The organism is Acetobacter ghanensis, assembly GCF_001499675.1.
Taxonomy (GTDB): domain Bacteria; phylum Pseudomonadota; class Alphaproteobacteria; order Acetobacterales; family Acetobacteraceae; genus Acetobacter; species Acetobacter ghanensis.
In genome coordinates this window covers 41,791-56,804 of record NZ_LN609303.1, presented here as the reverse complement: position 1 = coordinate 56,804, position 15,014 = coordinate 41,791, and the positions used below count along the sequence as shown (strand labels likewise).

Here is a 15,014-nt window from a genome sequence, read left to right as displayed (position 1 = left end):
ACGACTGCGCTTCATCCGTCCGTATCCTCCTCGATCGGACTCTACTTTTAAATGGTTACATTTCCGGGGGGCACGTCAGTGTAGACGGCGATTTCCAGAAGAACATATCGCCGTCTGACTTTTATTTAATTATTATCGTGATTGTTTTTATTTTTGTGTTTATTTTTGTGTTTTTTATGTGACGTGTGATCAAATTTATTAAAAACGTCTGGTATTTTTTTTAATACTGAAGCAAGATTTACAACAGGATATGCTTTGCTGAAAAGCCAACCTTGTAGAGAATCACATTGCATACTAAGAAGAGTTTTGGCTTGCTGAATAGTCTCAACGCCTTCAGCAGTAACAGTCTTACCTAATCCATGAGCAATATCAATGATACCGTGAACGATTACCTGATCATCAGTTGAGGTTTCAATATTAGAAACAAAACGTTGGTCAATTTTTAATCGGTCAATCGGGAACTCACGCAGGTGAGTTAAAGAAGCGTAGCCTGTGCCAAAATCATCCAATGCTATTTCGACCCCCATGGTATGTAATTGGCGTAATCTCTGTTCAATTCGTTTTTGCTCTTGGCCCAACAGTATACTTTCTGTCACTTCGACACAAAAACGCTCAGGACCAATTCCTGTTTCGACACAACTACGGGAAAAGAGATCAATAAAAGCATCAGAACGAAAATCTGCATCCGTCAGATTAATGCCAACTCTACTAAATTGAATGCCATGATCAAGCATAATCGACATGTCCTCGAATATGCTTTCCAGCATGTAAATTCCAAAGACAGCACATGTGGCCGGATCAGTAAAAACAGTATGAAAAGAACCGGGATTCAGAAGACCGAGTGTTGGATGATCCCATCTTACGAGAGCTTCGAACGACACGTTATGGAGGGAGGAAGGATATAATATTGGCTGGTAGAAAAATTTCACTTCTTTATTTTTTAAAGCAAGATTGAAGTCTGATAAAATTTGAGATTTGCTCTTGATTACATCCATCGTTTGATTGTTGAATACTTTAAATCTATTGCGTCCCAACTCTTTGGCACGATAAAGTGCTATATCTGCTGCCTGAAGTAAGGTAGGGCGATTCTGACCATGTTGAGGAAAAATTGCACATCCCATGCTTGCTGAACAATAACGAATTATTGAATCAATTTTGATAGGCTCTCTAACTGTTTCTAGAATTTTTTCACAAAATTCAAGATTTTTGATGCTTGTTTTTTATTTAATATTATACCGAATTCATCACCACCTAACCTGGCAATAAAAACACGATCACTTACAATGCTCTTTAGGCGAGATGCAATTATTTTCAGAAGATAGTCACCTATTTCATGGCCAAAAGAATCATTTATTTCTTTGAACATATCTATATCTAATATGGCAATATGAAATGTTTCTGACTTTTTGCTACTCTGTTTTATCAACTCTTCAATATGCTTGCAAAACAATCGGCGGTTAGGCAAGTCTGTAAGGAAATCCGTATTTGCTGTTAACTCAAGATTGCTAATATTTATCTGAAGCTCTTTTTCAAGATCTTTTCTTGTAGAAATATCGAAACGTATTGCTACATAACCATCAACCATGCCAGTTCCTGATTCAGCGAAGTGAGGAACAATTGTGGTATCAACCCAATAGAGGGAGCCATCTTTCTTTCGGTTACATATTTCTCCGTGCCAGATGTGGCCAGCTGAGATTGTACGATACATCTGCAAGAAAAATTCTTTATGATGAATTCCAGAGCGTAATATTCTATGATTAAAACCAATTAATTCCTTTTCACCATAACCACTAATTTCACAAAATTTTTGATTTACAAAGGTTATGGTGCCTTTGGAATCTGTCATTGCTACAATTGCAGAGTTATCCAAAGCATAACGAATAAATTTGTCGTTCATTTCTGAGCTCAATAATCAACATTGTTGACATTAAGAAGTGGATTAGAGGCTATATTTCTTGCATTAGAATCCATTTTGAATATTGAAACGTCACGAGATAGTTCATTTGACATCATGACTAATTTTTGTGCTGTAGCGGCACTTTCTTCAGCTATGGCAGCATTTTTTAATGTTGTTTGTTCCAAGCTTCTAATCGCGACTTTCACTTCGTTCAACCCGGCAGATTGTGATTGGGATTCAGTTGCAATTTTGGTAATAACTTCGTTGATTTCGATGACCTGGCTTGTGATACGTTCCAAAGCTTCTCTGGCGTTATGTACCTGTGTGGCACCAGAGATGACATCAGCAGCAGCTTTTGTGATTAACGCGGCTATTTCCTTGCTGGCGTTTGCAGAACGCTCAGCTAGTGCGCGAATCTCACTTGCGACGACTGCAAAACCACGCCCGAACTCACCGGCTCTTGCCGCTTCAACACCAGCATTGAGTGACAAAATATTTGTCTGCATGGAAATTTTATTGATTAAACCAATAATATTTGAGATTTCTTGTGAGGATTGTTCCATCCTACTAATCGCTTCTATTGCATCAGTCGCGACCTGACTAGCTTGCTCTGCTTCTGATTGTGCTAATCCAGCCATATGTCGGGCTTTCGTAGTCTCTTTAGCTGTCTCAGAAGCGCTTAGTGCAATTTGCGTCACTGCTGCTGACATTTCCTCTTGCGCAGCGGCCTGTTGTTCTGTTGCTAAAGAGAGATTATCTGCCCCGTGATGAATGCTTTCAGCATTTGTCATAACATCTTTTGTGGATAGTGATATTCTACCCATAATCTGTGCAAGCTGTTCTGCTGAAGCATTGAAATGTTGTTTTAATACCTCAGAGCGTTCTGGCAGGATTTCTGTTACGCGATAGTTGAGGTCTCCATCTGCCAAAGAAGTCAAAGCCTCATTAATTGCTGTGATAACTTTGTGATCTTCTTGCGTTCGTCGTTCCTGTTCTGCACGCAACTCGGATCTCTCCGTTTCCATTGCATCCAGGTAATATGAGACTGTTAGATCGATTTCTGTTAGAACAGCCTTGCATAGGCTTGTTACTTTCTCGGCCAAACGCTTCCGCCCGGATGCCTGTGAAAATAACCCGATACGATCTTTACCGTCTTCTATAATGGAGTGAATGAGGCGTTCAAGAATGATTGTGTATCCGCCGATGTACCAACGGGGGGTTAAGCCAATATGTGCATGAACTTCTCCTATCCGACGCACTTGCTTTACGTAAGAGCTATCAAAGCGGGCGTCCAGAAGTGCTTGCCAATGAGAAGATTGCGCTTTTTTTGCTTGATTAATTTTCGATTCAGAAGAAAAAAACTATTAACCTCAGGAGTTTTCCGAATTCTCCCATATAGAGCATCGAGAGCTTCAGGCAATGCGTTGATGAGAATTTCACGAAGGCCTTGTATAGTCTGAAAATCACCTTCATCCATTCCGATGAAATCGTGACGATTCCGAATGCTCTCTGCTCTCTGATTATCTCTTCCCATTTTTCACTTCTCTTTTATTTTCAGGAGTTGTCTTTATCTTAGGTGGGAAATGTTAATTCTTATCTAACTGTACATTTCCCATCTTTAGATGGTTGGAGTAAGTCCCTGTTCCCCCTTATTCCTAATTCATATTATGGGATCTTGTTTATGGTCGATAATTAGACGTTTTCGGAAAACATCTAGATTTTACGGTAAAATTAAGTCTCTCGTAGTTTGGTGGCCAGTGTTTCTACAAGAGACTGGGCCTCTTGCCTGAAGCTGATAAGAGACTCAAGATTGACTTCTAGTTTGGTTACGAGTTGTTCGGGAATGGTGCATGCGCGTTCACGCAACTCGATACCCATGACAGTGAGAGTGATCATTACTTTGCGCTCGTCACTACGGCTTCTTCTTCTAACGATGAAACCCAGTTTTTCCATACGTTTGAGCAGTGGAGACATTGTTGCCACATCAAGATAAAGACAAGTCTGCAGATCTCCCACGGTCACTTCTGCGCTTTGTCTTTCGGCTTCCCAGAGTACCATCATGACTAGGTATTTAGTATAAGTGAGACCTAAGGGTTGCAGCAGCGGCTGATAGAGTTTCTGAAGCATGTTGGTGGCTGCGTATAATGGAAAACAAACCTGTTGATCGAGCGCAAGCCACGTGTCTTTGCTCTGAGTCATGACCTAATAAGAGCCATTGACGTTTCTTTGATATTGGCGCTGCAATTTATGACTCCCAGTTTGTCGGCCTTGTCGTGCCTGCTGGGCGGATCAAGTGGCGTGGTGCAAATGGGCTTCATTAGTCTTTCTTCATCTAAATCAATGACTAATTGGATATATATCAATTCGCAATTATATTGCAAGCAATGCAATATCTTGCGCACGTTAATTTTCTTGACGCCAGTTTCATGTCCTTGAGTGCCGAGAAATGGCTATTCATAGAGTTGAGCTGTTTTATCGGCCTCGCTTCTTTGAACGGTGGGGAAGGGGAGCGGGGCGTTTCCTCCCTCCCCTTTGACGCGCAAGAGCGCGTCAAAGGGGCACGTTCCGGAGATTACGGCATTGCCGACCAGAGCTAGCACTACTTTGGCAGAATGGAGTTAGGATGTCTTTTGAGTGTCCATCCGCAATGAGGGCATTGTGTCGGGGATGAACGAGACATGTGGCCAAGGATGGCCTGACGCACTGCTGGCAGACTGGGTTGTAGTGGTGGCCCGAGGGGACTATCCTGAATTTTGTGCGGTGTGCTGATAAATTGCTCGAAGAGGAGCCCCCGCATGAGCATTGATAAAGACCTCCTGGACCGCCTGATGGAAGGACGTTCCCCCGGCGACCTGTTTGGCAAGACCGGCATACTCTCGGAATTGACGAAGGCACTGGCGGAACGAGCGCTCAGCACGGAGATGAACATTCATCTCGCCGAAGAACGCGCCGATGACGCCTCTGCCGAGAACAACCTGCCGCCCAATCGCAGAAACGGCAGAAGCCAGAAGACCGTGACCACGGAGAGCGGTAAAGTTGTTCTGGATATTCCCCGGGACCGGAATGGCACGTTTGACCCGCTGTTGATCGCCAAATATCAGCGTCGCTTTCCCGAGTTCGACCGCAAGATTATCAGCATGTATGCCCGGGGCATGACGACCCGCGAGATCCAGGGGCATATCGAAGAAATCTACGGCGTTGAGGCCTCGCCGAGCCTCATTTCCGCGATTACTGACGCAGTGATGGAGGAGGTTGCCGCCTGGCAGAACCGCCCGCTGGAACCGTGCTATCCGATTGTCTTCATGGACGCGATCCGGGTCAATATCCGCAGTGACGGGACTGTTTCGAACAAGGCCGTCTTCATAGCTCTTGCGATCCTGCCTGACGGCACACGGGACATTCTGGGGCTGTGGTTCCAGGAAAATGAAGGAGCCAAATTCTGGGCCAAGGTCGTCAGTGACCTGCGCAATCGGGGAGTGCAGGATATCCTGATCGCCGTCGTCGACGGGCTGAAGGGTTTTCCGCAGGCTATCGAAGCGGCTTTCCCCAGGACCCGCATTCAGACATGCATCGTTCACCTGCTGCGTCATTCCATGAGCTTTGCCAGCTACAAGGACCGCAAGGCCGTCGCCACCGCTCTAAAGGCAATCTATACGGCAGTGGACGCCAGCGAGGCCGAGGCAGCCCTCGGCAGGTTTGAGGAAAGCGATCTGGCCAGGCAATACCCGGCCATCGCGCCCAGTTGGCGCAGGGCCTGGAATGAGGTCATTCCGTTCCTTGATTACCTCCCGGAAGCACGCAGGCTGATTTACACAACGAATGCCATTGAAGCTCTGAACGCAAAGATCCGTCGTGCCGTGCGCACCTATGGCCACTTCCCCAGTGACGAGGCCGCAGCAAAATTGATTTACCTGGCGCTCAATGCTACCTCATCAGAGTGGAAGCGCTCAGTAAGCGAATGGTATGCTGTCAGATGCCAGCTCGCCATCATGTTCGAAGACCGTTTCCCAATGGCCTGAAAAAATACCACCGCACAAAATTTTACACAGTCTCGGCCCGAGGGCTCTTTTTTTTCGTCCCGCCTGAGCAAGCCTGCGGGATTGCAAAAAAGCGTAGGCCATCATCGACATCAAGGCATGGCGGTGAAGTCCGCTCCAGGATCGTCCCTCAAAGTGATCCAGGCCCAGCTCTTCCTTGAGTTGCTGATGAGCCTGTTCGCATATCCAGCGCGCTTTGATCGCGCCAGCCAGAACCTTGATTGGCGTGTCGGCTGGTAAGTTCGAGAGATAGTATTTGCGTTCGCCATTCGAGCGATGCTCCCCACAAGCCAGGCTTCTTCGCCCGGCATGTGCTGGGCCCCGGCAGAGCCGATCCTCTGGGGTGCGCCATCCGCGATGCGTACGCGTATGGCCGCGAACCGAGCCGTCAGACGTCTTTTCGTTCCCTTGCGCCAACTGACCTGCCGCCACTTTGCCCCTTCGAGCATGGTGTGTGCAGCCACGGACGTGACATCCGGAACGTGCCGCATCCGTGGGCGACCACGGCCTGCAACCGGAAAGATCAGTTGAACATCGTCGGGATAGACCTTCTGGTGTCGTGGAATGCCGACAGCCCAGCAAAGACCCCGTGCGGTCAGTGCCTGCCGAAACGGGGCTGACAACCCGTAACCCGCATCAGCCAGCACACAACCGAAGCGTACGCCTGCTGCGATGACGCGATCAATTTCCTCAAGCGCGATTTCAGGCTTCGTACGGTAGTCCTGTAAGGCACGAGGTACGCCTGCCTTATCCATGCGCGCGACGTCGCCTGTCCAGCTTTCCGGCAGGAACAATCGCAGGCTCAGCATCAGCGGAACTTCACCCGAAACCAGTGTCACAGAGACCATTGTCTGGCAGTTGGAGGGATCGAAGAACCCTTGATTGATGTGCCTGGCCGGTAATTTCTGGGTTTTGGCGATTTGATTGACGGTTTTTGCGATGGCGTTCAGTCTGCGTTTTGAGCAGATTGGGAGTTGTCTCTCGCTGGATGGCTATGCGCTCGCGTTCAATCTTTCGAGGAAGATGAGGCGGCGCATATTGTAGACGATATTGGCGAGCCCGATCCTCATGGTGGCTCGACTGATACCGACAGTCCGGACAAACAGCCCCGTCTGTGACTTCTGATCGGCAAAGACATGCTCGACACGCGACTGGACTTGTAACGGTTTTGTGCCGTGCTATTCACAGATAGGTTTTCTCCATAAGACGGTCAATTGCAGCCATTGCGACCTCAAGTTCGGAGTAATCGGGTGTCCACCGTTCAAGGGGGCTGAAATCCTGCACCGATTCTGTATCCGCGACATTCATATCGTCTTCAGCAGCACTCGCAGGAGGCCTGCCACGCTTTCGTCCTGGCACCACTTGTGCTCGTGGCTGCACAGTTTCCCGTAGAGGCGCCATATCCTGCAGCGCAAACAACCGCCGTGCGGACCGATGGGTGACTTCCACAATCAACCCCTTCTTCAAAAAGCGTTCAAGTAACTGGCAGGCCGCCTTGATCGACATCGAAAGCCGTGTAGCAAGCGTTGTCGCCGAAATCACAGGGTGGGCCGCAATAACATCGATCGCGGCGCGTGCGCGGGAGGTGCGTCTCTGACCACCCGCCTGAAGACGGGCAGCGCGCCACGAGGCCTCAAGCGTTCGGGTCATGATACGAATGGCGTCAGCTTCGTCTTCCAAGGCCTGCAACCAGCACGGAACCCAGGTCCGGACATCCCAGGACGTTCCTGACCGAAAGGCTGCGGCTCCCGTGAGCGGAAGGGGTGTGCGTAACACGCCATCTTCACGCCAGACCTCCATCAGGGCGCCCCGAAACGGTGCGCGGCTCTCTCCGGCTTCTATCCATTGTCGGAACGCCAATGCACTTCCCAGAAATGGCCCCAGGCTTTGCGTTAGAGGTTTGGACACTGCCCGTGCCTGCGTGATCGCCTTTTTTTGCAGTCCTGTGGGTCTTGCCAGCCACTGATACTGCGTGAATGCCACACGGGCGGCATCAATTTCGGTACCCCGTTCAAACACATCCTGTCCCCGGATCCGGGGACGCAACCCTTCAAGCACGGCAGCCAGATGCCATGTGTCAACCAGAAAACCATCGACGGCCGCACAATTACGGGCAGCCTCCAGACGCGATCGGAACAAGATCACATCACGCAGGGGATGCCTGTATATCTGCTGGTCGAGCTGTCCACATCGCAGGGCTGTCCGCGTCAGTACGGCGGCTATATCATCCAGAGCCGGGACGGCCTCTTTCTGAGCGCCTGAAGACCAGTCGGTGATCGCGCGCCTCTCAGCACGGCTCACCTTTTGCCCGTCTGCCGTGAGTGTGGAACGCGGCCGCTCATTACGCTCCACGGAAATTCCGCACATCCAATCCCCTGACGGCTGTAAAAGCCTGATCACTGGTAATCAGTGTAAGGCTACAGGTCAGGGCGTGAGCTGCGATCATCATATCAAGTGCGCCCAGAGACAGGCCCTGCCGTTCCTGACTGGCGCGTAACCGGCCATAACGGTGTGCAGTTTCTGAGTCCCAAGGTAACACTTCCAGACGGTCCATAACGATCTGGGTCAAACGGTGTAGGCGCGTAGCGTCAGGGCGCCGGGCCAGCCCGTAAGCAACTTCCCCAGCGGTCACCGCTGACACACAACACTGGCGGGGATCAAGGCGCTCAACATGCTGCAGAACGATCTCGTCTCCCCGCACTATGTCGCTGACCGTGTTGGTATCGAACATCCACAGAGTCACCGCTCAAAACCCGGAAAAAGGATCGCGTGTCTGCTCATTCTGGTCCCGGCCAGCCGGAAACAACTCTGCGCCCCGGCTATGCCGGATAGCCGAGAATGCCTCGTCCCAATCTGTGGGGCGAGCTGAGAGGATGACATCTCCCGTTTGTGGATCACGCCGGATGCTGACTTCGGCCGTATTGAACCGATAGGCGGCGGGAAGGCGAACCGCCTGGCTGCGACCGGTCATGAAAATTTTGGCAGTCTCTGACATGGTGGACCTCGCAGGATAATATATATCGCGATAGATACCATTTTACTGCAAATAGATGCAAGCGTAGCCGGGAAAAGTCATTACGATTTACCTTAAACGGCCCATAACTTCAAAAATGACTATTTTTCTGATTTCCGCCCCCTCCCCTGTTTTTATGTCCGATAAGTTCTCTTGTCGGACATAAAAACCAGACAGAAAACCAATCGAAAAAATCCAGATTATGAGGATAATCAGCCAGAAACCGGGCGCTCCAGCCCATCGGCGTCCCACGCCTAACGTAAGGCAAATCGTGCCGTATCCTCGGCCCAGAAGGCAATTAAATTCAGACAAAACCAACATTGTGTTGCGGCGAAAGCAGCACAATGCCGCACCATATTCCGTGATAATCTCCGTCATTTACATCAATGCTGTATTTGCTGTATTATTGCGCTTCATTGAAGGAGGGGATCATGCGCACATTTTCGACCAGTGACCTGTCTCGTAAGTCAGGCGACATCATCGCCAGTGCCCTGCAAGGTCCGGTCTCAATCAGCCAGCGCGGTAAACCGCGCCTGATCATGCTCAGCGTTGAACAATATGAGGCACTGACAGCCCGTGATGCCGACAGGCGTGTGGTCGGCGCGACAGCGGACATGCCTGCTGATCTGGTCCACGACATTGGACAAGCAATCGACAGCTACCTGCTGGACATTACTCCTCAGCCATGAGCATCGATTTTCGGCCAGGAATGGTCTTGCGATACCCCTATCTATGGCACTGGCAGGACGCGCGCGGAGAAAGCGAAGGACGCAAGGATCGCCCGACCACTGTTGCTGCCGCTTTTGTGGCACGGAACAACCAGAACTATCTTCTTCTGCTTCCGGTAACAACACGCCTGCCGGCTCCTAACCGTATTGCAGTCGAGGTGCCTGCAACGGAAAAACGACGGGCCGGCCTTGATCAGAACCGGCAGCAGTGGATTCTACTCGATGAGTACAATCTCGACCCGACTGCGACTTCATACTATCTACAAGCAAGTCCACCCCTCGGGCAGTTCAGCGATGCGTTTATGCGTCTCCTGCTGACACGGTTCAAAACTCTCCTGCCCCAAGCCAAGCGTATATCCAGATATCCTTAGCTGTCTGTTTCATCGGATCCGAACAGCTCAAATAGCCGACAGGCGGCTTACGCCTCATTGGCGACATTCGAGACGATAAATTGCCTTCCCGAAACCGGACATTATGTCGCCGTGCATGTCTATCCCAGACGGTAGTGCGGTGTTAAACTTCTTAATGGGGAGGCCCATAGGCGGCATGTAAATTTGGATGTTCAGCCCCAAAATGTAATGATCCGACGAGGATTTCTCCCAGATTGTTTTATTCGACCCATTTTATTGATATACGTATATCAATAAAATTCACTAGAGTGGAAATATAATTATGAAAATATCTGATAAACTTATAAACGTTACTATACATATACAAACAAAAACCAAAGATGGGGCAACATCTACCGGGACAGGGTTCTTTTTTGAATTTTGCCGTTCAGAAAATGGAAGAATGGTTCCAACTATAGTTACCAACAAACACGTAATTGATGGTGCAAAGAGCGGAACGTTAAGATTTAGAACTTCTGATGATAACGGTAATGTAAAAGAAGGTGATTTTTTTGATTTCAACATTAATGATTTTGAAGATGCGTGGATAAAACATCCTAATATTGAGATAGATTTAGCTATATTGCCTATCGCGCAGTTTTTTTCCAGTATGAATGCACAAGGTAAAAAACCATTTTTTCCGGGATTGGATAAAAGTACGATCCCAAATGAAGAAGCTATAAAATCGTTATCGTCCATAGAAAATATAATTATGATTGGATATCCTAATGGAATATGGGATCAAGAGAATAATGTACCGATAGTAAGGAGAGGTATAACTGCAACAAGTTTTGGAGTGGACTTTAAAGGTAAAAAGGAATTTCTAATTGATTGTGCCTGCTTTCCTGGTTCAAGTGGGTCTCCAATATTTCTATTGGACGAGGGGGTGCATGTGGATCAATCTGGCCAAATAAAATTTGGCACTCGATTCCATTTTCTTGGAATTTTGTGGGGTGGGCCGCAGTTTTCATCTCATGGAAATTTGGTTGCCGTGCCTGTTCCAACAAAAAATCAATTAATAACAATATCTAACATACCAATGAATCTTGGATTTTGTATAAAATCAAATTTGCTTATGGATTTTGAGAAAATAATTAAACCAATTTGTGAACGTGAATTTTCCAATTCAGAAAAATGATCCAAGAGCAGTCATTCTGCTTCCCCCCCTGACCTGCCTGTCTGCTCAGTGATAAAGGAGCAGACAGGCCACAGTCGCCTCATCTCGGTCATTAGAACGATCGCGAGAACGTGCGCAAAGCGGAAGTTGCGTTCTGATCTATTTATCAATCCTAGAGCAGATTGTTACGCAGTTTTGGGCTCTACAGTTGGGCCGCCCCTCAGATGGTTATCGTCACTTCCGTCCTTTCAGGCTGCTAATTGATTCCATCAGAAAATATCGCCTGAAATCAACTTTCGATGCATGATGCATCCTCTACGCGTAAGACGTGCGGCCGCACTGCCCCACCGCGTGGAAAATCCGGCAGCCACATATCCCATCAATATCAATGATGCGCGAATGCTGCCTCGGTCCGTTTCAGGCACGCCGTATTCGCCACTTATCGGAAGGGAGAGAATAAAGCGGCACTGCTCTTTGGTAAGATTTTTTGCCGCCAGATAGGATCTGGCGGCCCCGCTTTGAACGGGATAATTCACGACGTTATTCAAGAGCCGTCTCCTCCAATACTATGCACGACAATACATGCTCATTGCGGCTTTCTGCGCGCCGATCAGATTCTGAATCGCAATATAGGCTTGCGCGTAATACGTGCCGGATGTGTTTTCGGGCATGTCGGGCAACGTCATGACCATCTCCATGGCCGCATTCAGTAGTGGCCTGAAATGCGCTTCCAGATGGTTGCCGCGTTCCTGATGTATAGTTGGTAAATCGGCAACCATCATCTGGAACAGCTCATACCCATTCCGCTGCAACTGTTCATCTTCGGGTAAAAAGTAATTCTGCCCCAGGAAAGCAAGAACGCAGGTGCGGTCGGGTGCGAGGAGAATAATCTTTTCAAGCAGAGGATGAAGAACATGGGAGGGTGGACGGATAAACGGCGGTCTCATGACGCAGCCTTTCCCACGCCATCCGGTCTCTGACCGCATCGTCTGAGCAGATCACGAAGTTGATTGATAACCGGAAAGACTTCCTGATTATGGTCGCCACCGAGATCTTTCCATGCAGCCTGTTCCAGCTCGACGATCTCACGATCTTCAAAGAAAACGCGCTCCGTGAACGCGACCAGTATTGGCCACGCCAGATCCAGTAAAAAAGGCACTTTCAATCGTTTGATCGATAACAGCCCGAAGACACGGTTGGTCAACTCGTCACGGTCCTGCGGGACATATGAAATCCACAACTCCATCACGGGTTCTTCAATCCCTTGCGTTTCAATACGCAGGGTCTGATAGGGATATTGTGTCCTGATGGTCATGACGTCCCGATAGGCAAAATCCCGCCCATCACGACGTCTCTGACCGTAGATCAGAGCTTCACTCAAAGGCTGTTTGCCGCCAGTTCGTACAAACGTATAGCGAGCCTCGACAAAACCATCACCGTGATCCATTCCCAGAAATCGAGGCTTCATTTTGCCGACAAGGCGACTGTGCAGAACCTGATGATTCATATCCATCAGGTTTTCATGCATGAAACTGTAATGACAGTTCACGACCTGACCAAAGCGGCGCGTGCGGTAACGCCTGTCCTTTACTCTTGGAAAGTCAGGAAGCGGGATCTTGTCCGCAAGAGACTGCTCCCCCATGAAAACAAAAATGAGCCCACCTTTTTCCCGGCAGGCCCACGTCGTGAGATGCAGACATTGTGCCTCGGCAGAGACATCGGACGAAACACACTGGCCGTCCCTGTCATATCTCAGACCATGAGCGATGCAGCTTATTGCGTCACCATGCACGTCGCCTTTGCCCAAAAGAACTTGCCGGTGAGGGCATAGTCCGTCCAACGCGTAAGGCTCGCCGCTCTTTGGACGCACAACAACGATATGACGTCCGGCAAACCGGACATCGATTGCTTTCTCCCGTCTCAATTCACGGGACCATGCAACGGGATACCAGAAGTCAGGATTGGTTCTGATACGCCTTAAATCGGTGTGTTCTGCGCACACGGGATGTTCTGAAGTTTGACGAAATTCGTTTTCCATTGCCTCGGCATTTCATCCGGCTCAGACCAGGGCGAAAGGACGTAACGCTCTAGTATGGAGTGCTGTCCCGTCTCTCACATTTTGTCTGAGCAAGCGTAACCGTTATCACTACCGGACAAGGCGCGTGATTGCCCGGTTCCTGGACCCGAAGTGCTTAACGGCCAGGGGCTTTCAGCAGCACGAACATGTGTCGCGCATATCGGTCAGAAATGACGGGACAAGGGACTGTGGCCTGAAAAGATCCGGTTAACCGATTCAGTAGGAATGGTGGAAGCACGAGGCAGACAGGCATAGACTTTTCTCCTCCCTTCGGTCATCCCGCCCGACGGTTGGTGGCTGAACGATGGCAGGTCTCCTGGCTCACGGATCACGGCCGACTGGTTCCAACCTTCCCGCCCTCTATGGGAACAGTGGTCCACGTTCAGGGTGAACGAACCAGCAGCATACCGCCTACAGTTGCGGGAGCAGCCACCGACTATGCCTCTGGACGGTCATCTGCCCAGTGCGTGACGGTGTTCCCTATTAACCCGCTCGCGCGGGACCATCGAAGCGTTCGCCCTTGCACCATGCCGCCAGATGCACATAGCGCGCAAGACGGAACATCATGGAACGACAGAAGGCAGATATCGATTTTTTACATGCTAGATGGCAGATCAGTCTCTGATCTTATCCATTTTCGGCGTCACCCTGATCACATCTGATCTATGAACGATATTTATGTTTTAATGAAATAAAATCATTTCTGCTCAATAAAGTCTTCCGGCATAAGGCAGGCACGGCTCTTAACAGCAGGCATGATGAAGGCTTCAATGATCAGGGAAACAGCATTTGAAATAAAGCGCATTCGCTTCGATGAGAATTATCATCCATCCGACAGAACGCGTCTCACGACCAATTTCGCCAATCTGGCAAGAGGCGAAAGCCGTCAGGAAAACCTGCGCAACGTGCTCAGGATGATTGACAATCGTTTCAATGGCCTGGCGCATTGGGACAACCCCATGGGGGATCGCTACTCCGTCGAGCTTGAAATCGTTTCCATTGAGATGGACCTCGCCTTTGCCGGCAAGAACGACAGCTTTCCGCTGATCGAAGTTCTTTACACAACGATTGTCGATAAAAAGGCCAACAGGCGCATAGAAGGTCTCGCAGGAAACAGTTTTTCCTCATATGTACGGGATTATGATTTCAGTGTGCTGCTGCCCGGCTACAATAAAAACAAGGTAGAGTTCACCGTTCCTCAAAATTACGGAGATCTGCACGGAAATCTTTTTAAGAGCGTTGTGAATTCCACCGCTTATAGAAAGAATTTCAGGAAGCTTCCCCTTATATGCCTCAGCGTTTCAACCAACCGAACCTATTATCGGACCGAAAATCAGCATCCTGTTCTGGGGGTTGAATACCAGCAGCGTGAATTTTCTCTGACAGATCAGTATTTTAATAAAATGGGAATGCAGGTCCGCTATTTCATGCCCCACAATAGCGCAGCGCCATTGGCGTTCTATTTTTTTGGTGACCTGCTCTCTGACTATTCGACTCTTGAGCTTATCAGCACCATCAGTGTGATGGAGTCTTTTCAGAAGGTCTACCGCCCTGAAATCTACAATGCCAATGCTGCGGCCCCCGCCTGTTACAAGCCAAGCCTGCAACATCAGGATTATTCAAACACCCGCATTGTCTACGACCGCGAAGAGCGGAGCCAGTTAGCAACCGCACAGGGTAAATATACGGAAGAGAATTTTATCGAACCGTATCATGATTTTCTGGAACAGTGGTCTGCCATCTACGCCGCCTGATC

General features: G+C 49.0%; 18 protein-coding genes, 2 pseudogenes and 1 riboswitch. Of the genes and pseudogenes, 6 read left to right on the top strand and 14 right to left on the bottom strand.

Going from position 1 to position 15,014, the window contains the following annotated elements:
* Positions 1–125: 125 nt before the first annotated feature.
* The 5 genes and pseudogenes from AGA_RS12660 to AGA_RS12640 form a co-directional block, all read right to left on the bottom strand.
* On the bottom strand, positions 126–1,142 hold the full coding sequence (locus AGA_RS12660) for a putative bifunctional diguanylate cyclase/phosphodiesterase (protein WP_269448059.1): 1,017 nt from the start codon (positions 1,140–1,142) through the stop codon (positions 126–128).
* Between the two features lie 35 nt (positions 1,143–1,177).
* On the bottom strand, positions 1,178–1,897 hold the full coding sequence (locus AGA_RS12655) for a sensor domain-containing diguanylate cyclase (RefSeq protein ID WP_059024921.1): 720 nt from the start codon (positions 1,895–1,897) through the stop codon (positions 1,178–1,180).
* 8 nt (positions 1,898–1,905) lie between these two features.
* Positions 1,906–2,535: a methyl-accepting chemotaxis protein gene (locus tag AGA_RS14265; protein WP_231946173.1), complete on the bottom strand. Its 630-nt coding sequence runs from the start codon at positions 2,533–2,535 to the stop codon at positions 1,906–1,908.
* Positions 2,536–2,976: 441 nt separating this feature from the next.
* Positions 2,977–3,374, bottom strand: a pseudogene (locus AGA_RS14260) (protoglobin domain-containing protein); the annotation flags it as partial.
* Between the two features lie 254 nt (positions 3,375–3,628).
* On the bottom strand, positions 3,629–4,096 hold the full coding sequence (locus AGA_RS12640) for a MarR family winged helix-turn-helix transcriptional regulator (protein WP_059024918.1): 468 nt from the start codon (positions 4,094–4,096) through the stop codon (positions 3,629–3,631).
* A 227-nt stretch (positions 4,097–4,323) separates the two neighbouring features.
* On the opposite strand from AGA_RS12640, the gene AGA_RS14255 reads away from it, so the two are divergent.
* On the top strand, positions 4,324–4,494 hold the full coding sequence (locus tag AGA_RS14255; protein WP_231946172.1) for a hypothetical protein: 171 nt from the start codon (positions 4,324–4,326) through the stop codon (positions 4,492–4,494).
* A 198-nt stretch (positions 4,495–4,692) separates the two neighbouring features.
* The gene (locus AGA_RS12630; RefSeq protein WP_059024916.1) at positions 4,693–5,916 is read left to right on the top strand and encodes an IS256 family transposase; all 1,224 of its coding nucleotides are present in this window, start codon (positions 4,693–4,695) and stop codon (positions 5,914–5,916) included.
* Positions 5,917–6,026: 110 nt separating this feature from the next.
* On the opposite strand, the gene AGA_RS12625 is transcribed toward AGA_RS12630, so the two are convergent.
* The 6 genes and pseudogenes from AGA_RS12625 to AGA_RS12605 form a co-directional block, all read right to left on the bottom strand.
* Entirely contained in the window at positions 6,027–6,782 is a 756-nt protein-coding gene (locus tag AGA_RS12625; RefSeq protein ID WP_456303787.1) for an IS701 family transposase, read from the bottom strand.
* Positions 6,783–6,926: 144 nt separating this feature from the next.
* Positions 6,927–7,091, bottom strand: a pseudogene (locus tag AGA_RS13780) (IS5/IS1182 family transposase); the annotation flags it as partial.
* Positions 7,092–7,116: 25 nt separating this feature from the next.
* Positions 7,117–8,301, bottom strand: a complete 1,185-nt coding sequence (locus tag AGA_RS12620) for a hypothetical protein (protein WP_231946170.1) — start codon at positions 8,299–8,301, stop codon at positions 7,117–7,119.
* Entirely contained in the window at positions 8,276–8,665 is a 390-nt protein-coding gene (locus AGA_RS12615; protein WP_059025013.1) for a type II toxin-antitoxin system VapC family toxin, read from the bottom strand. Before AGA_RS12615 ends, AGA_RS12620 begins: the two co-directional genes overlap by 26 nt.
* A gap of 15 nt (positions 8,666–8,680) precedes the next feature.
* On the bottom strand, positions 8,681–8,929 hold the full coding sequence (locus tag AGA_RS12610) for an antitoxin (protein ID WP_059024915.1): 249 nt from the start codon (positions 8,927–8,929) through the stop codon (positions 8,681–8,683).
* A gap of 87 nt (positions 8,930–9,016) precedes the next feature.
* Positions 9,017–9,325, bottom strand: coding sequence for a hypothetical protein (locus AGA_RS12605; RefSeq protein WP_059024914.1), 309 nt, complete (start codon positions 9,323–9,325; stop codon positions 9,017–9,019).
* A gap of 53 nt (positions 9,326–9,378) precedes the next feature.
* Between AGA_RS12605 and AGA_RS12600 the strand changes: the two genes are divergently transcribed.
* The 3 genes from AGA_RS12600 to AGA_RS13525 all read left to right on the top strand — a co-directional run bounded on the left by AGA_RS12600 (position 9,379) and on the right by AGA_RS13525 (position 11,202).
* On the top strand, positions 9,379–9,636 hold the full coding sequence (locus tag AGA_RS12600) for a type II toxin-antitoxin system prevent-host-death family antitoxin (protein WP_059024913.1): 258 nt from the start codon (positions 9,379–9,381) through the stop codon (positions 9,634–9,636).
* Positions 9,633–10,046 (top strand): hypothetical protein, encoded by a 414-nt coding sequence (locus tag AGA_RS12595; protein WP_231946168.1) that lies wholly within the window; start codon positions 9,633–9,635, stop codon positions 10,044–10,046. Before AGA_RS12600 ends, AGA_RS12595 begins: the two co-directional genes overlap by 4 nt.
* A gap of 301 nt (positions 10,047–10,347) precedes the next feature.
* The gene (locus AGA_RS13525; RefSeq protein ID WP_083503707.1) at positions 10,348–11,202 is read left to right on the top strand and encodes a S1 family peptidase; all 855 of its coding nucleotides are present in this window, start codon (positions 10,348–10,350) and stop codon (positions 11,200–11,202) included.
* A gap of 248 nt (positions 11,203–11,450) precedes the next feature.
* On the opposite strand, the gene AGA_RS13520 is transcribed toward AGA_RS13525, so the two are convergent.
* Genes AGA_RS13520 through AGA_RS12585 form a run of 3 tightly spaced genes read right to left on the bottom strand, consistent with a single transcriptional unit; the run spans position 11,451 to position 13,219 of the window.
* Entirely contained in the window at positions 11,451–11,729 is a 279-nt protein-coding gene (locus AGA_RS13520; protein WP_194299309.1) for a hypothetical protein, read from the bottom strand.
* An 18-nt stretch (positions 11,730–11,747) separates the two neighbouring features.
* Positions 11,748–12,128, bottom strand: coding sequence for a hypothetical protein (locus AGA_RS12590; protein ID WP_231946167.1), 381 nt, complete (start codon positions 12,126–12,128; stop codon positions 11,748–11,750).
* Positions 12,125–13,219 (bottom strand): Rieske 2Fe-2S domain-containing protein, encoded by a 1,095-nt coding sequence (locus AGA_RS12585; protein ID WP_059024912.1) that lies wholly within the window; start codon positions 13,217–13,219, stop codon positions 12,125–12,127. The genes AGA_RS12590 and AGA_RS12585 overlap by 4 nt, the downstream gene beginning before the upstream one ends.
* 328 nt (positions 13,220–13,547) lie before the next feature.
* Positions 13,548–13,780: riboswitch (cobalamin riboswitch) on the bottom strand.
* Between the two features lie 248 nt (positions 13,781–14,028).
* Here AGA_RS12585 and AGA_RS12580 point away from each other — a divergent pair.
* Positions 14,029–15,012, top strand: coding sequence for a DUF1852 domain-containing protein (locus AGA_RS12580; protein WP_059024911.1), 984 nt, complete (start codon positions 14,029–14,031; stop codon positions 15,010–15,012).
* Positions 15,013–15,014: the final 2 nt, after the last annotated feature.